The sequence below is a fragment of the Agitococcus lubricus genome, assembly GCF_003051055.1.
GTDB classification, from domain to species: Bacteria; Pseudomonadota; Gammaproteobacteria; order Pseudomonadales; family Moraxellaceae; genus Agitococcus; species Agitococcus lubricus.
This window is the reverse complement of the sequence record NZ_QAON01000007.1, coordinates 91,395-107,542: the sequence shown is the minus strand read 5'-3', so window position 1 is coordinate 107,542 and position 16,148 is coordinate 91,395. Positions and strand designations below refer to the sequence as shown.

Here is a 16,148-nt window from a genome sequence, read left to right as displayed (position 1 = left end):
ATGACTCGTAACTATTGTCTTTTGTTGGCAAATTATGCCTGTGTATTGGGGCTTTCGACCGTAAGTTCCCTTGTTTATAGTCACGAAGTGACCGAACAAGGGGTCGTGCCTATCCTTAATATCGGCGGACGTTATCTGGATACGGCATACGATTATCCGATGACACGTCTACCCAATGCCTTAGAAAGTAGCGCTCAACAGGCCTACGTGCAAGGCGCACAGTTAGAGTTTGTTGATGTCGGTTTGCAAGTGGCTTGGACGAGTGATATCACCACCCTTGTCAAAGGCAGTTATCACGGGACAGATTTAGGCAACGAGTTTGCAATAGAGCAAGCATGGCTAAAATACCATTACGATATTAATGCCGATCACCAATTAACCGCGCTGGCAGGTCGTCAACACGTGCGTTTGGGTGAGCAAAATTTAGTCCATAGCCATAATTGGCAATTCGGTGTAACACCTCTGGTGATGCGCGCAGCCATTGCAGGGGGGTGGTTGGACGATGGGGTATCACTTGCGTGGGAACACGAACAAGGATGGCAGGCGTTTATGGGCGCGTATCAAGCGGACAGCTTTCCCAGTGTCAAAAGCCAAGGCGCGAATGCCATCAATGTAGGTGGCGGCTGGCAAGGACATTTTAGTCATTGGCAACTCAGCGCAGCACACTTTAATGTGAATGGTCGTCCTACCGAGCAACAATTGACACAAGGGCATAGCCATGCCCAATCGGCCTGTCTCGTTCCTACCTTAGGACAGGTATGTTTTGATGGTCAAGCCCTGATTGTTGTCGCCAGTGGTGCTAAACGCTGGTATGGCACCGAATTTTCAGGTGAAGCATGGTGGAAACGCGAAACAGGTGATTTAGCCAGTGTATCGGGGTTAGTTGACTATCAAGGGGACATTTCGGGGGGATGGTTGATGGCGAGTCATCCGCTAAATCCCACTATAGAAGCGAGTCTACGGCTAGAAACCTTGGCAGGCCAACATCAGTTGACAGGCGCAAACGCAGGACTGATTGCACAAGAAGCCGCGATTCAAGACAGTGCAGCCCGTTTGTCTCGTTATGGAGTAGGGCTTACATGGCGCGCCCCCTATGGTATGACATGGCGTCTAGAACTCCACCAAGAAGATAATAAACAACAAAAAAACCGAATTTTTTTATTGAGATATCAATGGGATATCGCCAGTTTATGGCCAATCAAACCATAGCTTGCGACAATATGTCGCATTTTGTTCTGAGCTTTCCTTTCTTACAATAACCCTCGTTCGGTCAGTGCATTGCGCCGAATGTAGGAGATTCTCCTTGACTGTGTTGCGGTCACAACACAGTCCCATTTTTTTATCGGTCTCCGTCTCGCAAACACAGACATCAGGTCTTACGCGGCTCATCGTGAACGGGTTACGACAGGTCATCCAGATTAGCGCATACGGATAGCTAAATCTGGCGTTGCATGCCTGTCATTCACACAATGATTGCGCGAAGAACTAAGTAACTCGTTACAAACGGCACCTGCCAAGTAACAGCGTCGTTAAACACTAAAAGGGTAAGAGTATGTTAAATCGTTCAGTATTAGCCATGACACTGGTGGGGGCTTTAGTGGCAAGCCAGTTTGCCTCTGCACATGTTGGTTTTTTTAGGGACAGTAATAATCTGCCCATTACGGGAAATACGATTATTGCCACACTGAATGTACCACATGGTTGCCATGATGCTGCTGATGTTGGCTATGACACTAATAAAATTGAAGTAAAAATGCCTGCTGGCGTGGCGCTATCGAGTGTGATGCCTATGCACTCTACCTTTGGCAAAGTAAAAATTGTCAAAGATAATGCAGGTAAAGTGAGTAGTTTGGTTTGGGAGCAAAAAACCGAAGACGTACAAACAGAAGCCAGTCACTTTTATCAGGTCAGTTTCCGTGTCGCTTTATCCACAATTAATGGTACGACAACAACACCGATTCCAGCTTTTAGCACATTAGGCTTTGAAACCACACAATATTGCGGTGCGAATAATCAATTAAGCGAAGTATGGACGGGTGCCAATACGCCTACTTTGTACATTCTGCCCAAACGCGGTTTAGGTTGGAATAAATATACGGTGCCTAATACCTTAGATTTAACTGGCACAGCCAAAAACTTTTTTACCGATGCCGCTATCGTGTGGAAAAACAAAGAAGGGCACAGTGCGAATGGGCAAACCTTGGAGCTGATTAAAAAGAACGCCACTCAACTCTTAACCATTCCCGCAGGCAGTGATATTTGGGTCAAATACTAGAGAGTGTGGATAAAGACGGTTTTGCCCACTCTCTACCATGCTTCCTAAAGGGATAGTAACATGCGCTTTTTGATTTTTTTGTGTTTAGCGTTGGGGCTAGTTGCCTGTAATAGCAATCATGACGCAGCAAATGATTCGCAATCTCAGGTCAGTACCCCTGCTAGTGTTGACCCCTTCGGCGACTTAAGTCCAACGGTGGCGGCGGCCTTAGACCTGCCACCTGCTGAGGGTAAGCTGTCAGCCGATTTATTGCCTCCGCAATAAACACGCGTATGTTGATACCTTCATCTAGTTTATGAGCGGTGAGGGTGTCAACAGCGCCGTACCAAGACACAGCTTAATCTCAAGCCTAAGCTGTGTTTTAAAAATCGCTTTTTTAGCAACAGATAGCCTAAAATCTACAGCGGCTTAAAGCAGAGCGGCTTACAATAAGCCACTTTTTATGAAATTGTAGCCACTCTATGCTCACAGCGCGCTTTTTTTCTATACAACACCGACGCTTAATGGCCTTGTTTATACTCAGGTGTGTGGCCATTATGGGGCAGGGCATCGCGATAGCGACAACGCATTGGGGATTGGCGATGCCATTACCCTTAACGCCTTTGTTGACGATACTGGCCGTATTATGTGTCGTTAATGCGCTTACCTATTATCAAGCCCAACGAAGCAAACGCGGTCGGCAGGTCAGTGAGACCATGCTCGCCAGTCAACTGCTGATTGATATTCTGGCCTTAGCCTTGTTGTTGTATTTTACAGGCGGTGTTAACAATCCATTTTCCTCCTTGTTTTTACTGCCATTGGCCTTAGCGGCTGTCATGTTACCCTTAGGCTATAGTATTTTATTATTGTTACTCACGTGTTTTTTATATGCCAGCTTGATGCAAGACTATCAACCCTTACCCGCAATGCCGAATACCTTACGTATTTCCATTCATCATCTTGCCCTGTGGTTAAATTTTGCTTTGAGTGCGGGGCTATTAACTTGCTTTATGGCCTACTTAGCGGCAAAAATTGAGCAGACCAAACAACAGTTAGCCGAGTATCAGCAACAATATCAACGTCAAGAGCAAATACTGACCTTAGGCACATTAGCCGCAGGCACAGCGCATGAATTGGGTACACCACTTGCGACAATTGCTGTGTTAGCTGACGATTTAGAAGCCATGGTAGATACAGAACTACAGCCTGATATTGCACTGTTAAAGCAACAAGTCGGTGTATGTAAGCAGATTTTAGGGACGATGATTCAAAAGGTTGAGTTGGCACAAACGACCGCTTTAAGCCTGATAGCTGCGCCTGTATTGATTGCACAGGTCGTTGATAAGTTTCATCTGTTACGACCCAGTATTCGTTTACAAGTACTCCCTTACGCACAGCATGACGTGATGCTGGCGTACGATGCGACCTTAGAACAAGCCTTAATCAATCTGCTCAACAATGCAGCCGATGCCTCAAGTCAAGGTATAGAGTTAGCGATGAGTCGATTGAGTCAACAACTGATAATCGATGTGTTGGATAGAGGCTTGGGCTTCCCCGATGAGCTATTACAGCAAGCAGGCACACAAATGATGTCCAGTAAAGAGCAGGGCATGGGGATTGGCTTGTTTTTAGCAAATGCTAGTTTAAGCCGACTGGGGGGACAAATTGTCTTTTTACCGCGTCAGGGCGGCGGCTCTATTGCTCGGGTGATGTTGCCCATTCAACAACGGACATAAACCATGTCAGAAAATGCACCGCTCCTATTATTAGTTGATGATGACGCCACGTTCAGACAGGTATTGACACGTGCCATGCAACGGCGCGGCTTTGAGGTTATCAGTGCCGAGAGTGTTGAGCAGGCAGTCGGATTATTGTCACAGCAATCCCCTGAATTTGCCGTAGTGGACTTAAAAATGCAAGGAGCATCAGGTTTAGAGTTAGTGAGCCAGCTCCATCAATTAGATAATCAAACCCGTATTGTGGTGTTGACGGGTTATGCCAGTATTGCCACGGCAGTAGAAGCCATTAAGCTCGGTGCAACCCATTATTTGGCAAAGCCTGCGAGCGTTGATGACATTATCCAAGCCTTTGGGCGTGTAGAAGGTGACAGTGCGTTATCGCCAAAGGAGCAACCACTGTCAGTCGACCGCTTAGAATGGGAGCATATTCAACGTGTCTTACAAGCCCATGACGGCAACATCTCCGCCACGGCCAGAGCCTTAAATATGCACCGTCGTACCTTACAGCGTAAACTGGCCAAATATCCCGTTAAACAGTAGCCAGCCACGCAAAAACACTAGACATTCTGCCTATGAACCCGTATCATCGCGCCCCTATTATGCCAGTCGTCTCATTACCCGCCGCCGTTGAGCCCTTCAAATGGGCAGACAGAGCTACACAGGTTGTAGCCGATGTCCCGTTGGCGAAATTTACACGGTTAGCTGCTGATTTAGTTACCACTGAAGGCAGTGTACAGGTCAATTGTCGGTTTGAGCGTAATGCCCAACGTATCGCGTTTTTACGGGGTGATTTAGCAACAAATGTCTCGTTGACGTGTCAACGTTGTTTGGAGCCAATGAATCTTAGTATACAAACCACGATTGATTTAGCCTTGGTGCATGACGAGGATGAAGCAGATAAATTGCCAGAAGATGCAGACTATATTGTGGTTGCAGAGCAAGACGTCGCGCTGGCCGAGATTATTGAAGACGAGTTGTTGTTGAATGTGCCTTATACACCCATGCATGACCATTGTGAGTCCTTGCAGTATAAGCAAGTCGATGTAGCAGCACCCGTCAAAGAAAATCCATTTCAGGTGTTGGCAGCACTCAAAAAGCCGTCAACGGAAGAATAACTTAGACTATAGATGTTGTTTGGAGAGCTATCATGGCCGTTCAACAAAACCGTAAAAGCCGTTCACGTCGTGATATGCGTCGTTCTCATGATGCAATTACTGGCCCAACTTTAAGCGTAGACCAAACCACAGGTGAAACACACCGTCGTCACCATGTGACCAAAGATGGTTTTTACCGTGGTCGTCAATTATTCACCGTTGCTGCGGTTGAAGCCTAAAGCATCGTATGGCGATCACCTTAGCGGTTGATGCCATGGGCGGGGACTTTGGTCCCCGCGTCACCGTTCCTGCTGCTCTTTCTGTCCTCTCCGCTTCATCAAGTATTCACATCATTTTAGTCGGCCAAGAATCGCAAATTAGTCCCTTGTTGCAGGGAATAGCGCCTAATATCCGTGCGCGTATTTCTATTGTCCATACCGATGAAATGGTCACCATGGATGATAAAGTTGCTGTCGCATTGCGCAATAAACGTCAATCTTCCATGCGCTTGGCAATCAATTTAGTGCACGATAAAAAAGCACATGCCTGTATCAGTGCGGGTAATACAGGTGCTTTGATGGCGATTAGTCGTTTCGTCCTAAAAACACATGCCAATATTGAACGCCCAGCCATTATGACGGCACTGCCGACCGAACATGGCCGCGCTTATATGTTGGACTTAGGGGCAAATGTGGACTCGGAAGCCAAACATCTGGTGCAGTTTGCCTTGATGGGTGATGTGGTGGTACGTGCCTTAGAAGGTATTGCACAACCGCGTGTTGCCTTATTAAATATTGGCGAAGAAGAAATCAAAGGCAATGAGCTAATCAAGCAAACGCATCAACTATTACGCGCCTCGGCACTGAATTATGTCGGTTACATAGAAGGGGATGGTATTTTTAAGGGCGAAGCGGACGTTGTGGTGTGTGATGGATTTGTCGGCAATGTTGCTCTAAAAACCTCCGAAGGCGTCGCTAAAATGATGGCTGCCTTTATTAAGCAAGAAATCAGTCGTAATTGGTTAACGAAATTAACGGGTGCACTGGCTTACCCTGTCTGGCGTGGTCTAAAAGCAAAAATGAATCCTAGTCATTATAATGGTGCAAGTTTGGTAGGTTTAACAGGCATTGTCATCAAAAGTCATGGCAGTGCCGATAGCTCCTCTTTTGCTCAAGCCATTAAAGTGGCTATCAAAGCAGTCGAACAAGATGTGCCCGCACTTATTCAACAACACATGCCAGAACAACAATAAATACGATGTGATAAGGCGATGAAACGATTCACTCAGCTCGTTTATGTGGGTTTGCTGTGGGGATTGACGATACTGTCTCCCTGTTGGGCACTCGAAAAAATCACCCCCGAAGCCTTAGATGCATTGTTGACTGAGCACAGCACGTACATGATGCAAAAAGAGCCTGAGGCGTTGTTAAACCTGTTTTCAGCCCGCTATCAACAAAAAAATTTGGCACACGATAAGATTTTAACAAAAGCAGAATTGACAAAGATTTATAAGAATAACTTGATGATAGCAAAATTGATTATCAGTAAAATTGATTTATTAGACAGTCATATTTCAGAAAATGGTCAACATGCACAAATAAAACTCCACCTTTTTTCACGCTATCTCCTTGAATTTGAAGGGCGGCAAAACATTCTTACGCAAGAAGAAGATTGGTTGAGTGATGTTGGCCTAGAAAATGGTAAGTTGGTATACCTGCATACTGAGCAAACAGCAGCAGCGAAGCACTAACAACGTCCGTCTAGGCTGCATACCTAAAATGTAGGCATACGGTGTAAAGCGCGTTGATAGATTCTCTGTTTGGTCGTCAGATGCGTCGCGTAATTGTTTAAGTCAGACCCGAATGGTCACATGATGTTCAGCCACGGTTGTACAGCGGTGTCATGGGTCTTTATGAGAGATAAAGAAATAATGACATTAGCCTTTGTATTTCCTGGTCAAGGTTCACAGCAACTCGGTATGTTGGCAGATGTAGCCGCTCAATATCCCCTCATCAATCAAACCTTTGGTGAAGCCTCCGATGCCTTAGGTTTAGATTTGTGGCAGTTATGTCAACATAACGAAACGGATCTGCATAAAACAGAATATACACAACCTGTTTTGTTAACTGCAGGCGTGGCCTTATGGCGAGTATGGCGTGCATTTGGGGGAGCAAATCCTGATTATTTAGCGGGCCATTCCTTGGGGGAATACACAGCCTTAGTTGCCAGTGGTGTCATCTCGTTGGCAGATGGTGTGCGTTTAGTTTCCTTGCGTGGACGTTTGATGCAGCAAGCTGTCCCGATGGGTTTAGGGGCGATGGCGGCTATTTTGGGCTTAGAAGATGCGGAGGTATTGGCAGCCTGCCAATCGGCTGCATCCGTAGGCGTGGTGGAGGCAGTGAATTTTAATGCGCCTGCACAGGTGGTGATTGCGGGTGAAACCGATGCCGTACATGCTGCGATGAAAGCAGCCACGGAACGCGGCGCTAAACGGGCGTTAATTTTACCTGTCAGTGTGCCTGCCCATAGCTCATTGATGCGTCCTGCTGCTGAAAAATTAGCCGATGCCTTAGAAAATATTGATTTTCATCAAGCTGCCATCCCTGTGGTACAAAATGTTGCTGCACGTATCGAAGCTGACAGTCAGGCCATTCGTCAAGCATTGATTGCCCAGTTGTACAGTCCCGTCAAGTGGGTAGCGACTGTCGAATGGTTGGCGAGTCAAGGCGTTGACCGCGTCATTGAATGTGGGCCGGGTAAGGTATTATGTGGTCTTAATAAACGAATTGATAAAAATTTACGCTGTGAATCGCTAGAAAATGCCAGCAGTTTGGTGAATGCTCTGGCAGGTTAAGCCAACGCACGAGGAAAAAATATGTCATTAGCAGGAAAAGTCGTACTGGTTACAGGCGCAAGTCGTGGTATCGGTAAAGCCATTGCCCAGCAACTTGCCGCACAGGGTGCTGTGGTCATTGGCACAGCCACAACCGAAGCAGGAGCACAGGCCATCAGTGCCTATTTGCAAGAAAGCCAAGCACAAGGTGTGGGTATGGCCTTAGATGTCACACAAGCTGACCGTATTGATGCATTTTTAGAGCAAGTGAATAGTCGTTTTGGTGCGCCCTTAATTTTAGTCAATAATGCAGGCATTACCCGCGATGGCTTGTTGTTGCGGATGAAAGACTCAGACTGGGATGCCGTGATTAACACCAATTTGAGCGCGATTTTTCGCTTATCTAAAGCCTGTTTGAAAGGCATGAGTAAAGCGCGTTGGGGACGAATCATTAATATCAGTTCGGTCGTGGGTCTGATGGGTAATGCAGGGCAGTGTAACTATGCGGCGGCCAAAGCGGGTTTAGAAGGTTTTAGCCGTGCCCTAGCCAAAGAAATGGGCAGTCGTGGCATTACCGTCAATTGTATTGCACCAGGTTTTATTGAAACTGATATGACACATGCCTTAACCGAAAGTCAACAAGCGACTATGTTGGCACAAATTCCTGCCGCTCGCTTGGGACAACCCGAAGATATCGCCCATGCGGTTAGCTTTTTGGCGAGTGACCAAGCAGGTTATATCAATGGCGTGACTTTAGCGGTCAATGGCGGTATGTATATGTAACTGTTTTCATCAAATAGTGGCTTAAGGCTTGCGCAGTCAAACATAGCTGCCTACACTACGGCCATTGTTTGAATTGTAAATCTGTTGTAGTGTACAGCAGCGTTGGATTAAGGCATAAACCTCGCCTCGGCGGCTCGCCTTGATTCACTATAGAATCCATCCCTAGGAGAATAAAGAAAGTGAGTAACATTGAAGAACGCGTTAAGAAGATTGTTGCAGAACAATTAGGCGTTAAATTAGAAGATGTCAAAAATGAATCTTCCTTTGTTGACGACCTCGGAGCCGACTCTTTGGACACTGTAGAATTGGTCATGGCCTTAGAAGAAGAATTCGAGACCGAAATCCCCGATGAAGAAGCCGAAAAAATCAGCACCGTACAAGCAGCGATTGACTATGTAACTGCTAACGCTAAGTAATTGGTGTGACTACAAAAAGCCGTATACTCATTGTGAGTGTGCGGCTTTTTTTTTGAACACTCGCAGGCGCTTTACGAATATGTCGTTATCCGTATTCGTCTTTATATCGTCATAATCCAAAGGCAAAATGCCTAAAAATGCTGGAAATCTGAGCAAATAAACCGCAATTAAAATATTGCAGATTGTCATCGTGACAATAGTGTTTATATTGCGACAGTGATATTTCATCCATTGAATCACCGACAGCTATCGCTAAGTCTTCGGAATAATCAATAACAGTGGATACAGTGCGCTCAGTGAGACGTCCTGTGTCCTGTGCAGTGTGGAGCGTATGATATGAGTCGTCGTCGCGTTGTCGTCACGGGTTTAGGTATGGTGACGTCATTAGGGGCTGATGTTGCTACAACATGGGCAGGTATTTTAGCTGCCAAAAGTGGTATTAGTCTCATTGATGATTTTGATACATCTTCCTATAAAACGCGTTTTGCAGGCTTAGTCCGTGATTTTACGGCAGAAAACTATATGCCTGCCAAAGAATTACGCCGCTATGATGAGTTTATGCACTATGGGGTTGCTGCGGGTGTTCAAGCCTTAGCAGATGCCAAACTCACCGTCACGCCCGAAAATGCCAGCCGTATTGGTGTTGCTTTAGGCTCTGGTATTGGTGGACTCACGTCTATTGAACGTAACCACGACATTCTGAATCAAGACGGACCCAATAAAATTTCACCATTTTTTGTGCCAGGCTCGATTATCAATATGGCGGCGGGCTTACTCGCTATTCGTTTTGGCTTAAAAGGGCCTAATTTGGCCGTGACCACTGCATGTACCACCGCCACACACTGTATTGGTTTGGCGGCACGTTTAATTGCCTATGGGGATGCCGATGTCTTTTTGGCGGGAGGGGCGGAGAAAGGGTCATCTCCCTTAGGGATGGCAGGTTTTGCGGCCGCTCGTGCCTTATCTACGCGTAATGACAACCCTCAAGCTGCGAGTCGTCCTTTTGATGTAGACCGTGATGGTTTTGTATTGGGTGATGGTGCAGGCGTATTAGTCTTAGAAGAATATGAACATGCTGTCAGCCGTGGCGCGCCTATTTATGCAGAGTTAGTCGGTTTTGGCATGAGCGACGATGCCTTTCATATTACTGCACCTTCTGAAAATGGAGAGGGTGCAGCGGCGGCCATGCGTAATGCCTTAAAGGATGCACAGCTCCACCCATCGGCTGTGGATTACATCAATGCGCACGGAACCAGTACACCTGCGGGCGATGTCGCAGAGTCACAGGCCATAGAACAGGTATTTGGCGAGCATGCGACGCGTTTAGCGGTCAGTTCAACCAAATCGATGATTGGCCACTTACTCGGTGCGGCAGGGGCAGTTGAGGCAATTTTTAGCGTGTTAGCAATTCGTGATAATATCGCACCGCCAACCATCAATTTAGACAATCCAGACCCACAATGTTGTCTTGACTACGTACCCAATCAGGCACGTCGCATGAAGATAGATGTTGCCTTATCCAATTCCTTTGGTTTTGGTGGTACCAACGGCAGTCTTATCTTTAAGCGTGTATAAGCTGTGACGCTATTAGCGTGTTGGTTAAACGGGCAACCCATTCAGTGCCTATCACCATTAGAACGCGGCTTTGCCTATGGCGATGGCTTATTTAGTACCTTGCGTGTTGAGCAAGCGCAAGTACCTTTGCTCGACTTGCATTGGCAACGACTGTGGATAGGTTGCCAGCGTTTACAGCTCAATACGGATGATTTTGCCCAGTGGCAACAGGATTTTTTGCAGTTTGTTGCGCAATTTCCTCAAGCAATGGCTAAAATTATCGTGACACGGGGCGAGGGCGGGCGTGGTTACTTGCCAGACCCCCAACAAAAAACGCATTGTTATTTTTATGCCTATCCCCTCAACTTACACCCTGTGGCTAACCAAACAGGTATTAAAACAGATGTACTCCAAGGTCGTTTAGGCATCAATCCGACCTTGGCGGGCTTAAAACATGTGAATCGTTTAGAGCAAGTTTTGTTACGCCAAGAGTTGGCATTGACTGCCTATCCCGAAGGCATTGTGCTGGACTATTTTGGCCATGTCACTGAAGGGGTATTTAGTAATATGTTTATCGTGCGTGATGGTCAATTATGGACACCACGTTTAGAGTTAGCAGGGGTGGCAGGAATTATGCGTGAGCATCTCTGTCAACTTGCTCCCCAATTAGGGTATGCTGTTACTGAAGCTACGTTAGGGATAGACGATATCGTCAATGCCGATGAGGCGTTTTTTTGTAATAGTGTTTACGGTATTTGGCCGATACGGCAGATTGGGCAACATAGCAAAGCGGATAATCCGATTACCCAGCATTTACAACAACAGTTATATTATGTCTGATACGCCTAAACCTCCACGCAAGCCCCGCGCTGCACGCACGCCTAAAACGGGGACAGAGACGTCTACTAAACCGCGTAAACCTCGGGCTAAACGTGCTACTACACGCATACCCAAAAATAATCCGCCCCAAAAACAATTCCATCTCTTAAGGTCTAGCGTCATTATGGTGCTGGTATGCTTATGTGCTTTGTTAGCATGGGGTTATTGGGGGCTATTAAAAACGATAGATGTACCAACAGCAGGCTATAAATTACAGATAGATAAAGGCCAGCATTATGCCGATGTCATTGAGCAATTAAATAGCGACGGCGTATTACCCAGTACCGTATGGGCTAAATTGTATTTACGCTTCCACACAACTAAACCACTACAAACAGGCACTTATTTGTTTAAACCACCACTGAATACGATGCAATTATTAGCACAATTGTCAAACGGTGAAGGCTTGGTTATGACGAAAATTACCGTTGTCGAGGGGATTAGCTTTAAGCAACTTCGTCAGCAATTAGCCCGTCATCCGCAAGTAAAGCAAACCTTAAGCCATAAAACAGACAGTGAGGTCTTGGCCCTATTAGGCATTGAAGAGCGGCATCCTGAAGGCCTATTTGCGCCCGATACCTATATTTTTCCACCCGACGAAACAGACATTAAAATATTAAGCCGTTTATACCAGCAACAGCAAAAAATTCTCAAACAGGCATGGGCAAATCGTGCGGCCAATTTACCGTATCAGTCGCCTTATGATGCGTTAATTATGGCGTCTATTGTCGAAAAAGAGACAGCAAACGCGGCAGAGCGACCACAAATTGCGGGTGTTTTTGTTCGGCGTTTACAACAGGGAATGCGCCTGCAAACAGACCCAACCGTCATTTATGGCATGGGTGACAGCTACAACGGTAATATTAGAAAAACCGATTTATTGACCTATACCCCTTACAACACCTATCGTATTAATGGATTACCGCCTACACCGATTGCACTGCCGAGTAAAGCAGCGATTGAGGCGGCATTAAATCCTGCGGCAGGTACGGAGGTTTATTTTGTGGCTAAAGGCGACGGCACAGGGCGGCATACCTTTAGCACCACACTAAACGAACACAATCGTGCGGTTCAAGCCTATTTGCAAGCACGAAAAGGACCATAGTATGCCCGTATTTATCACACTCGAAGGCACAGAAGGCGTCGGAAAAAGTACCGCATTAGGTTTTATGCAACAGTATTTACAGGGGCATCATGTCCCTTTTATCAGTACCCGCGAACCTGGTGGGACGCCCTTAGCAGAGCAAATACGGCATTTATTGCTCAATAAAAGCCAAGAGCCTGTAGCGGTCAATGCAGAGTTACTCTTACTGTTTGCAGCACGCGCTCAACACATTGAGCAAGTGATTAAGCCTGCGCTCGCTGCCAAAAAGTGGGTATTATGTGACCGTTTCACGGACGCGACCTATGCCTATCAGGGGGGAGGACGTGGCGTAGATAACCAGAAAATTGCGCTTCTAGAACAATTAGTGCAAGCTGACTTACGTCCACAACTCACCTTATGGTTAGATGCGCCCGTCGAAGTGGGTTTAGCACGTGCGGCAAAACGGCAACAGCTTGACCGTTTTGAGCAAGAAAAAGCCTCCTTTTTTGACAAGGTGCGTGCCATATATCGCCAGCGTGCACAAGCCGAACCACAGCGTTTTCGGCGTATAGATGCCACTGCTTCAATAGAAGACGTACAAGCACAAATTCAACAGGCCTTAGCACATTGGGTGGCGGTACATACATTATGACCATGCCTATCGTCTATCCTTGGCAACAAGCGCCATGGCAGTCATTGCTCAAACGGCGGTCTGGGCAAGGACTGGCGCATGCATTTTTAATGAGTGGTGTTGCGGGGGTTGGCAAACAACATTTTGTAAACGCGCTCAGCGCATGGCTGTTATGTCAACAACCCGACCCAGCTCATGGCGCGTGTGGCCGTTGTAAAAGTTGCCAATTATGGCAAGCTGAGAGTCATCCTGACTACCGACTCGTGCAAGCCCAAACCGACGAAAAAACAGGCAAAGTCAGCAAAGTTATTAAAGTGGAGCAGGTGCGTGAATTAATTGAGTTTCTCAATAAATCACCCCAGTTAAATGGTTATCGGGTAGCGGTTATTGCAGCAGCAGACACCTTAAACAGCAATGCCGCCAATAGCTTACTCAAAACACTAGAAGAACCAGGTGAAAAGACGGCTATTTTTTTAATCACCGAACAAGCACAAGCCATTTTGCCCACACTACGTAGCCGTTGTCAGCATCTGACATTAACCGCGCCAAATACGCAACAGGCGTTAGCATGGTTAATGCCACAACTGACACAGCCCGAACAAGCACCGTTATTACTGGCACTTACCGAAAATGCCCCCTTAGCCGCGTTAGCACTGACACAACAAGCGGGTTTTACCATACGTCAACCACTAGCACAGCATCTATTAGCGGTACGTCAGAAAAAACAGAGCAGTTTACAAATAGCACAACATTGGCAAAAACAAGCCAAACCTGAAGATATGTTTTGGGCGATGCAATTATTACTGTCAGATGTGTTATTGTTGAGTTTAGGGCAAGCCAGTGCTATCAAAAACAGAGACTTATTGCCTATAATGACAGAAATTGCCGCTAACAGTACATCGGTCGCTCTCAATCAATGGCATCAATATTGTTCAGAAGCGATGCGCTTATTATCTGCCAATATTCAGCCAGCATTATTGATTGATAATTTTTGGCAACAATTAGCCAGTTAGACAGCTATAAAGAGGGGGAGTCATGGGATTACCGCGTGGCGCAGGTATTATCAACCTGCCAATTAAAGATAAAACAACCTTATACGCGAGTTATATGCCTTTTATTAAAGGCGGCGCTATTTTTGTCCCTACACCACGCCAATACAAATTGGGCGAAGAAGTGTTTGTTGTATTAACCTTGCCCGATGACGCAGAGCGTATTCCGTTAACGGGTAAAGTGGTCTGGGTGAACCATCGTAGTCAAGGGCAACGACCTGCTGGCTTTGGTTTGCAGTTAGTGGGTGAACAAGGTGACATTGCGCGTCGTAAAATTGAAGCACAATTAGGTGGCTCCTTACAGTCAGATAAACCAACATATACCTTGTAAACGCGTATCTGATGTGCAAACGACTCCAGCGATATATAGGTGCTGAGCGTATGGATAAAATATATAGTTTTTGTTTATTAGAAATACATACCTTATGTTTGTAGACTCTCATTGTCATTTAGACCGCCTCGACCTAGATGCCTATCAAGGCAATCTTGACCTTGCCTTAGCGGCAGCACGTGCGCAAGGGGTGAGTCACTTTTTAACCGTCAGTGTCGACTTGACCGACTATCAGACCTTGTCGACACTGGCAGAAGCCAATACCGATATTAGTTTTTCGGTGGGAGTGCATCCGTCAGATGTGGCGCAGACCAGCCAAGAAATCAGTGTCGATACCTTATGTCGTTTAGCACAGCATCCTAAGGCCGTGGCAATTGGGGAAACAGGCTTAGATTATTATTATCATCCCGAACAAGCCAGTAGCCAACAACAGAGCTTTATCACGCATGTGCATGCCAGTAAACTGACGCAAAAACCTTTAATTGTGCATACCCGTGATGCCCGTGCCGATACAATTCGCATTTTACGTGAAGAACATGCCACACAAGGCGTACTTCACTGTTTTACTGAAGACTTGGCCACGGCTGAGGCTGCCATGGCATTGGGTTTTTATATTTCTTTGTCAGGTATTGTCAGTTTTGCTAACGCTAAAGCCTTACGTGACGTTGCCAAGCACATACCGATGTCGCGTTTGTTGATAGAAACGGACTCGCCGTATTTAGCCCCTGTCCCGTATCGTGGCAAAAAAAATGAACCCCGTTATCTACCTGCCGTTGCTCAAGCAGTTGCAGACGTGAAAGGACTGACGGTAGACGAGGTGGCGCAAATAACGCGTCAAAATTTTGCTCAATTATTTGGCGTTTGTGTATGACTCAACGAGCAATTGCTTTTCGAGCGAGAGAGCAGGCCATTCTGAATGCTGCCGAATACCTATTATTGGAATTAGGTGATGAAACCATCACCATTGAAATGATTGCTGAGCGCGTTGGTATAGCGAAAGGCACGATTTATAAGCATTTTCAAAGTAAAGATGAGTTAATTTTGCAACTGCTGATTGCCTACGAAACTGAACTGGCAACCACCTTGTTTGAAGCGGCTAAAAGTAATGATTTAGCACAAATTATTCAGGCGTATTTTTCTTTTCGTTTGGCCACGCCCGAAAAACATTTATTATTTGAACGCTTAGAAAATAAATTGGCTGCGACACGCCGTACCTTGCGTCCTTATTTTGCCCGTTTATATTTTATTCGTAAAAGCTATTTGCGACAGATGCTGCCCTTTGTCACCCAACATTTACAGCAACAAAATAGTCCGATGACAGCACGAGATTATTTGACGGCGGGGTGGGCATTGGTACAGGGAACAGCGGCAATTTTACACTCCAGTTTTTATCAACGTTATTTGGGCGACCGTCAAGGTTTATTAGCGGCCTTATTACAGTCGTTGTTGGCGCTGGGAAATCAGCACTATGACACACCTGTTTCTACACTAAAGGAATAAA

20 protein-coding genes are annotated in these 16,148 nt (G+C 46.2%); all 20 read left to right on the top strand.

Going from position 1 to position 16,148, the window contains the following annotated elements; genetic code table 11:
* The 20 genes from C8N29_RS08895 to C8N29_RS08800 all read left to right on the top strand — a co-directional run bounded on the left by C8N29_RS08895 (position 1) and on the right by C8N29_RS08800 (position 16,147).
* Complete coding sequence (locus tag C8N29_RS08895; RefSeq protein ID WP_146164443.1) at positions 1-1,209, top strand: hypothetical protein; 1,209 nt, start codon at positions 1-3, stop codon at positions 1,207-1,209.
* A 343-nt stretch (positions 1,210-1,552) separates the two neighbouring features.
* The gene (locus C8N29_RS08890) at positions 1,553-2,275 is read left to right on the top strand and encodes a DUF1775 domain-containing protein (protein ID WP_107865706.1); all 723 of its coding nucleotides are present in this window, start codon (positions 1,553-1,555) and stop codon (positions 2,273-2,275) included.
* A 60-nt stretch (positions 2,276-2,335) separates the two neighbouring features.
* Positions 2,336-2,539, top strand: coding sequence for a hypothetical protein (locus C8N29_RS08885; RefSeq protein WP_107865705.1), 204 nt, complete (start codon positions 2,336-2,338; stop codon positions 2,537-2,539).
* Between the two features lie 197 nt (positions 2,540-2,736).
* The gene (locus C8N29_RS08880; protein WP_107865704.1) at positions 2,737-3,990 is read left to right on the top strand and encodes an ATP-binding protein; all 1,254 of its coding nucleotides are present in this window, start codon (positions 2,737-2,739) and stop codon (positions 3,988-3,990) included.
* 3 nt (positions 3,991-3,993) lie between these two features.
* Entirely contained in the window at positions 3,994-4,533 is a 540-nt protein-coding gene (locus tag C8N29_RS08875; protein ID WP_107865703.1) for a response regulator transcription factor, read from the top strand.
* Between the two features lie 32 nt (positions 4,534-4,565).
* Complete coding sequence (locus C8N29_RS08870; RefSeq protein ID WP_107865702.1) at positions 4,566-5,108, top strand: YceD family protein; 543 nt, start codon at positions 4,566-4,568, stop codon at positions 5,106-5,108.
* Between the two features lie 32 nt (positions 5,109-5,140).
* Positions 5,141-5,326, top strand: coding sequence for a 50S ribosomal protein L32 (gene rpmF, locus C8N29_RS08865; RefSeq protein WP_107865701.1), 186 nt, complete (start codon positions 5,141-5,143; stop codon positions 5,324-5,326).
* 8 nt (positions 5,327-5,334) lie between these two features.
* The gene (gene plsX, locus C8N29_RS08860; protein ID WP_107865700.1) at positions 5,335-6,339 is read left to right on the top strand and encodes a phosphate acyltransferase PlsX; all 1,005 of its coding nucleotides are present in this window, start codon (positions 5,335-5,337) and stop codon (positions 6,337-6,339) included.
* A 147-nt stretch (positions 6,340-6,486) separates the two neighbouring features.
* The gene (locus tag C8N29_RS08855; RefSeq protein WP_146164442.1) at positions 6,487-6,837 is read left to right on the top strand and encodes a hypothetical protein; all 351 of its coding nucleotides are present in this window, start codon (positions 6,487-6,489) and stop codon (positions 6,835-6,837) included.
* Positions 6,838-6,999: 162 nt separating this feature from the next.
* Positions 7,000-7,941 carry an ACP S-malonyltransferase gene (fabD, locus tag C8N29_RS08850; RefSeq protein WP_420836658.1) on the top strand — a complete coding sequence of 314 codons (942 nt, stop codon included), beginning with the start codon at positions 7,000-7,002 and terminating at the stop codon, positions 7,939-7,941.
* A 21-nt stretch (positions 7,942-7,962) separates the two neighbouring features.
* The gene (gene fabG, locus C8N29_RS08845; RefSeq protein WP_107865698.1) at positions 7,963-8,703 is read left to right on the top strand and encodes a 3-oxoacyl-ACP reductase FabG; all 741 of its coding nucleotides are present in this window, start codon (positions 7,963-7,965) and stop codon (positions 8,701-8,703) included.
* A gap of 179 nt (positions 8,704-8,882) precedes the next feature.
* Positions 8,883-9,119 carry an acyl carrier protein gene (acpP, locus tag C8N29_RS08840; protein WP_107865697.1) on the top strand — a complete coding sequence of 79 codons (237 nt, stop codon included), beginning with the start codon at positions 8,883-8,885 and terminating at the stop codon, positions 9,117-9,119.
* A gap of 336 nt (positions 9,120-9,455) precedes the next feature.
* Positions 9,456-10,694 (top strand): beta-ketoacyl-ACP synthase II, encoded by a 1,239-nt coding sequence (gene fabF / locus C8N29_RS08835; RefSeq protein WP_107865696.1) that lies wholly within the window; start codon positions 9,456-9,458, stop codon positions 10,692-10,694.
* A 3-nt stretch (positions 10,695-10,697) separates the two neighbouring features.
* The gene (pabC, locus tag C8N29_RS08830) at positions 10,698-11,513 is read left to right on the top strand and encodes an aminodeoxychorismate lyase (protein WP_107865695.1); all 816 of its coding nucleotides are present in this window, start codon (positions 10,698-10,700) and stop codon (positions 11,511-11,513) included.
* Positions 11,506-12,657 (top strand): endolytic transglycosylase MltG, encoded by a 1,152-nt coding sequence (mltG, locus tag C8N29_RS08825; RefSeq protein WP_170106940.1) that lies wholly within the window; start codon positions 11,506-11,508, stop codon positions 12,655-12,657. Before pabC ends, mltG begins: the two co-directional genes overlap by 8 nt.
* A gap of 1 nt (position 12,658) precedes the next feature.
* Positions 12,659-13,288: a dTMP kinase gene (gene tmk, locus C8N29_RS08820; RefSeq protein ID WP_107865693.1), complete on the top strand. Its 630-nt coding sequence runs from the start codon at positions 12,659-12,661 to the stop codon at positions 13,286-13,288.
* Positions 13,285-14,280: a DNA polymerase III subunit delta' gene (holB, locus tag C8N29_RS08815; protein ID WP_107865692.1), complete on the top strand. Its 996-nt coding sequence runs from the start codon at positions 13,285-13,287 to the stop codon at positions 14,278-14,280. Before tmk ends, holB begins: the two co-directional genes overlap by 4 nt.
* A 22-nt stretch (positions 14,281-14,302) precedes the next feature.
* Positions 14,303-14,647, top strand: a complete 345-nt coding sequence (locus tag C8N29_RS08810) for a PilZ domain-containing protein (RefSeq protein ID WP_107865691.1) — start codon at positions 14,303-14,305, stop codon at positions 14,645-14,647.
* A 94-nt stretch (positions 14,648-14,741) separates the two neighbouring features.
* Positions 14,742-15,518, top strand: coding sequence for a TatD family hydrolase (locus C8N29_RS08805; RefSeq protein ID WP_107865690.1), 777 nt, complete (start codon positions 14,742-14,744; stop codon positions 15,516-15,518).
* Entirely contained in the window at positions 15,515-16,147 is a 633-nt protein-coding gene (locus C8N29_RS08800) for a TetR/AcrR family transcriptional regulator (protein WP_107865689.1), read from the top strand. The genes C8N29_RS08805 and C8N29_RS08800 overlap by 4 nt, the downstream gene beginning before the upstream one ends.
* Position 16,148: the final 1 nt, after the last annotated feature.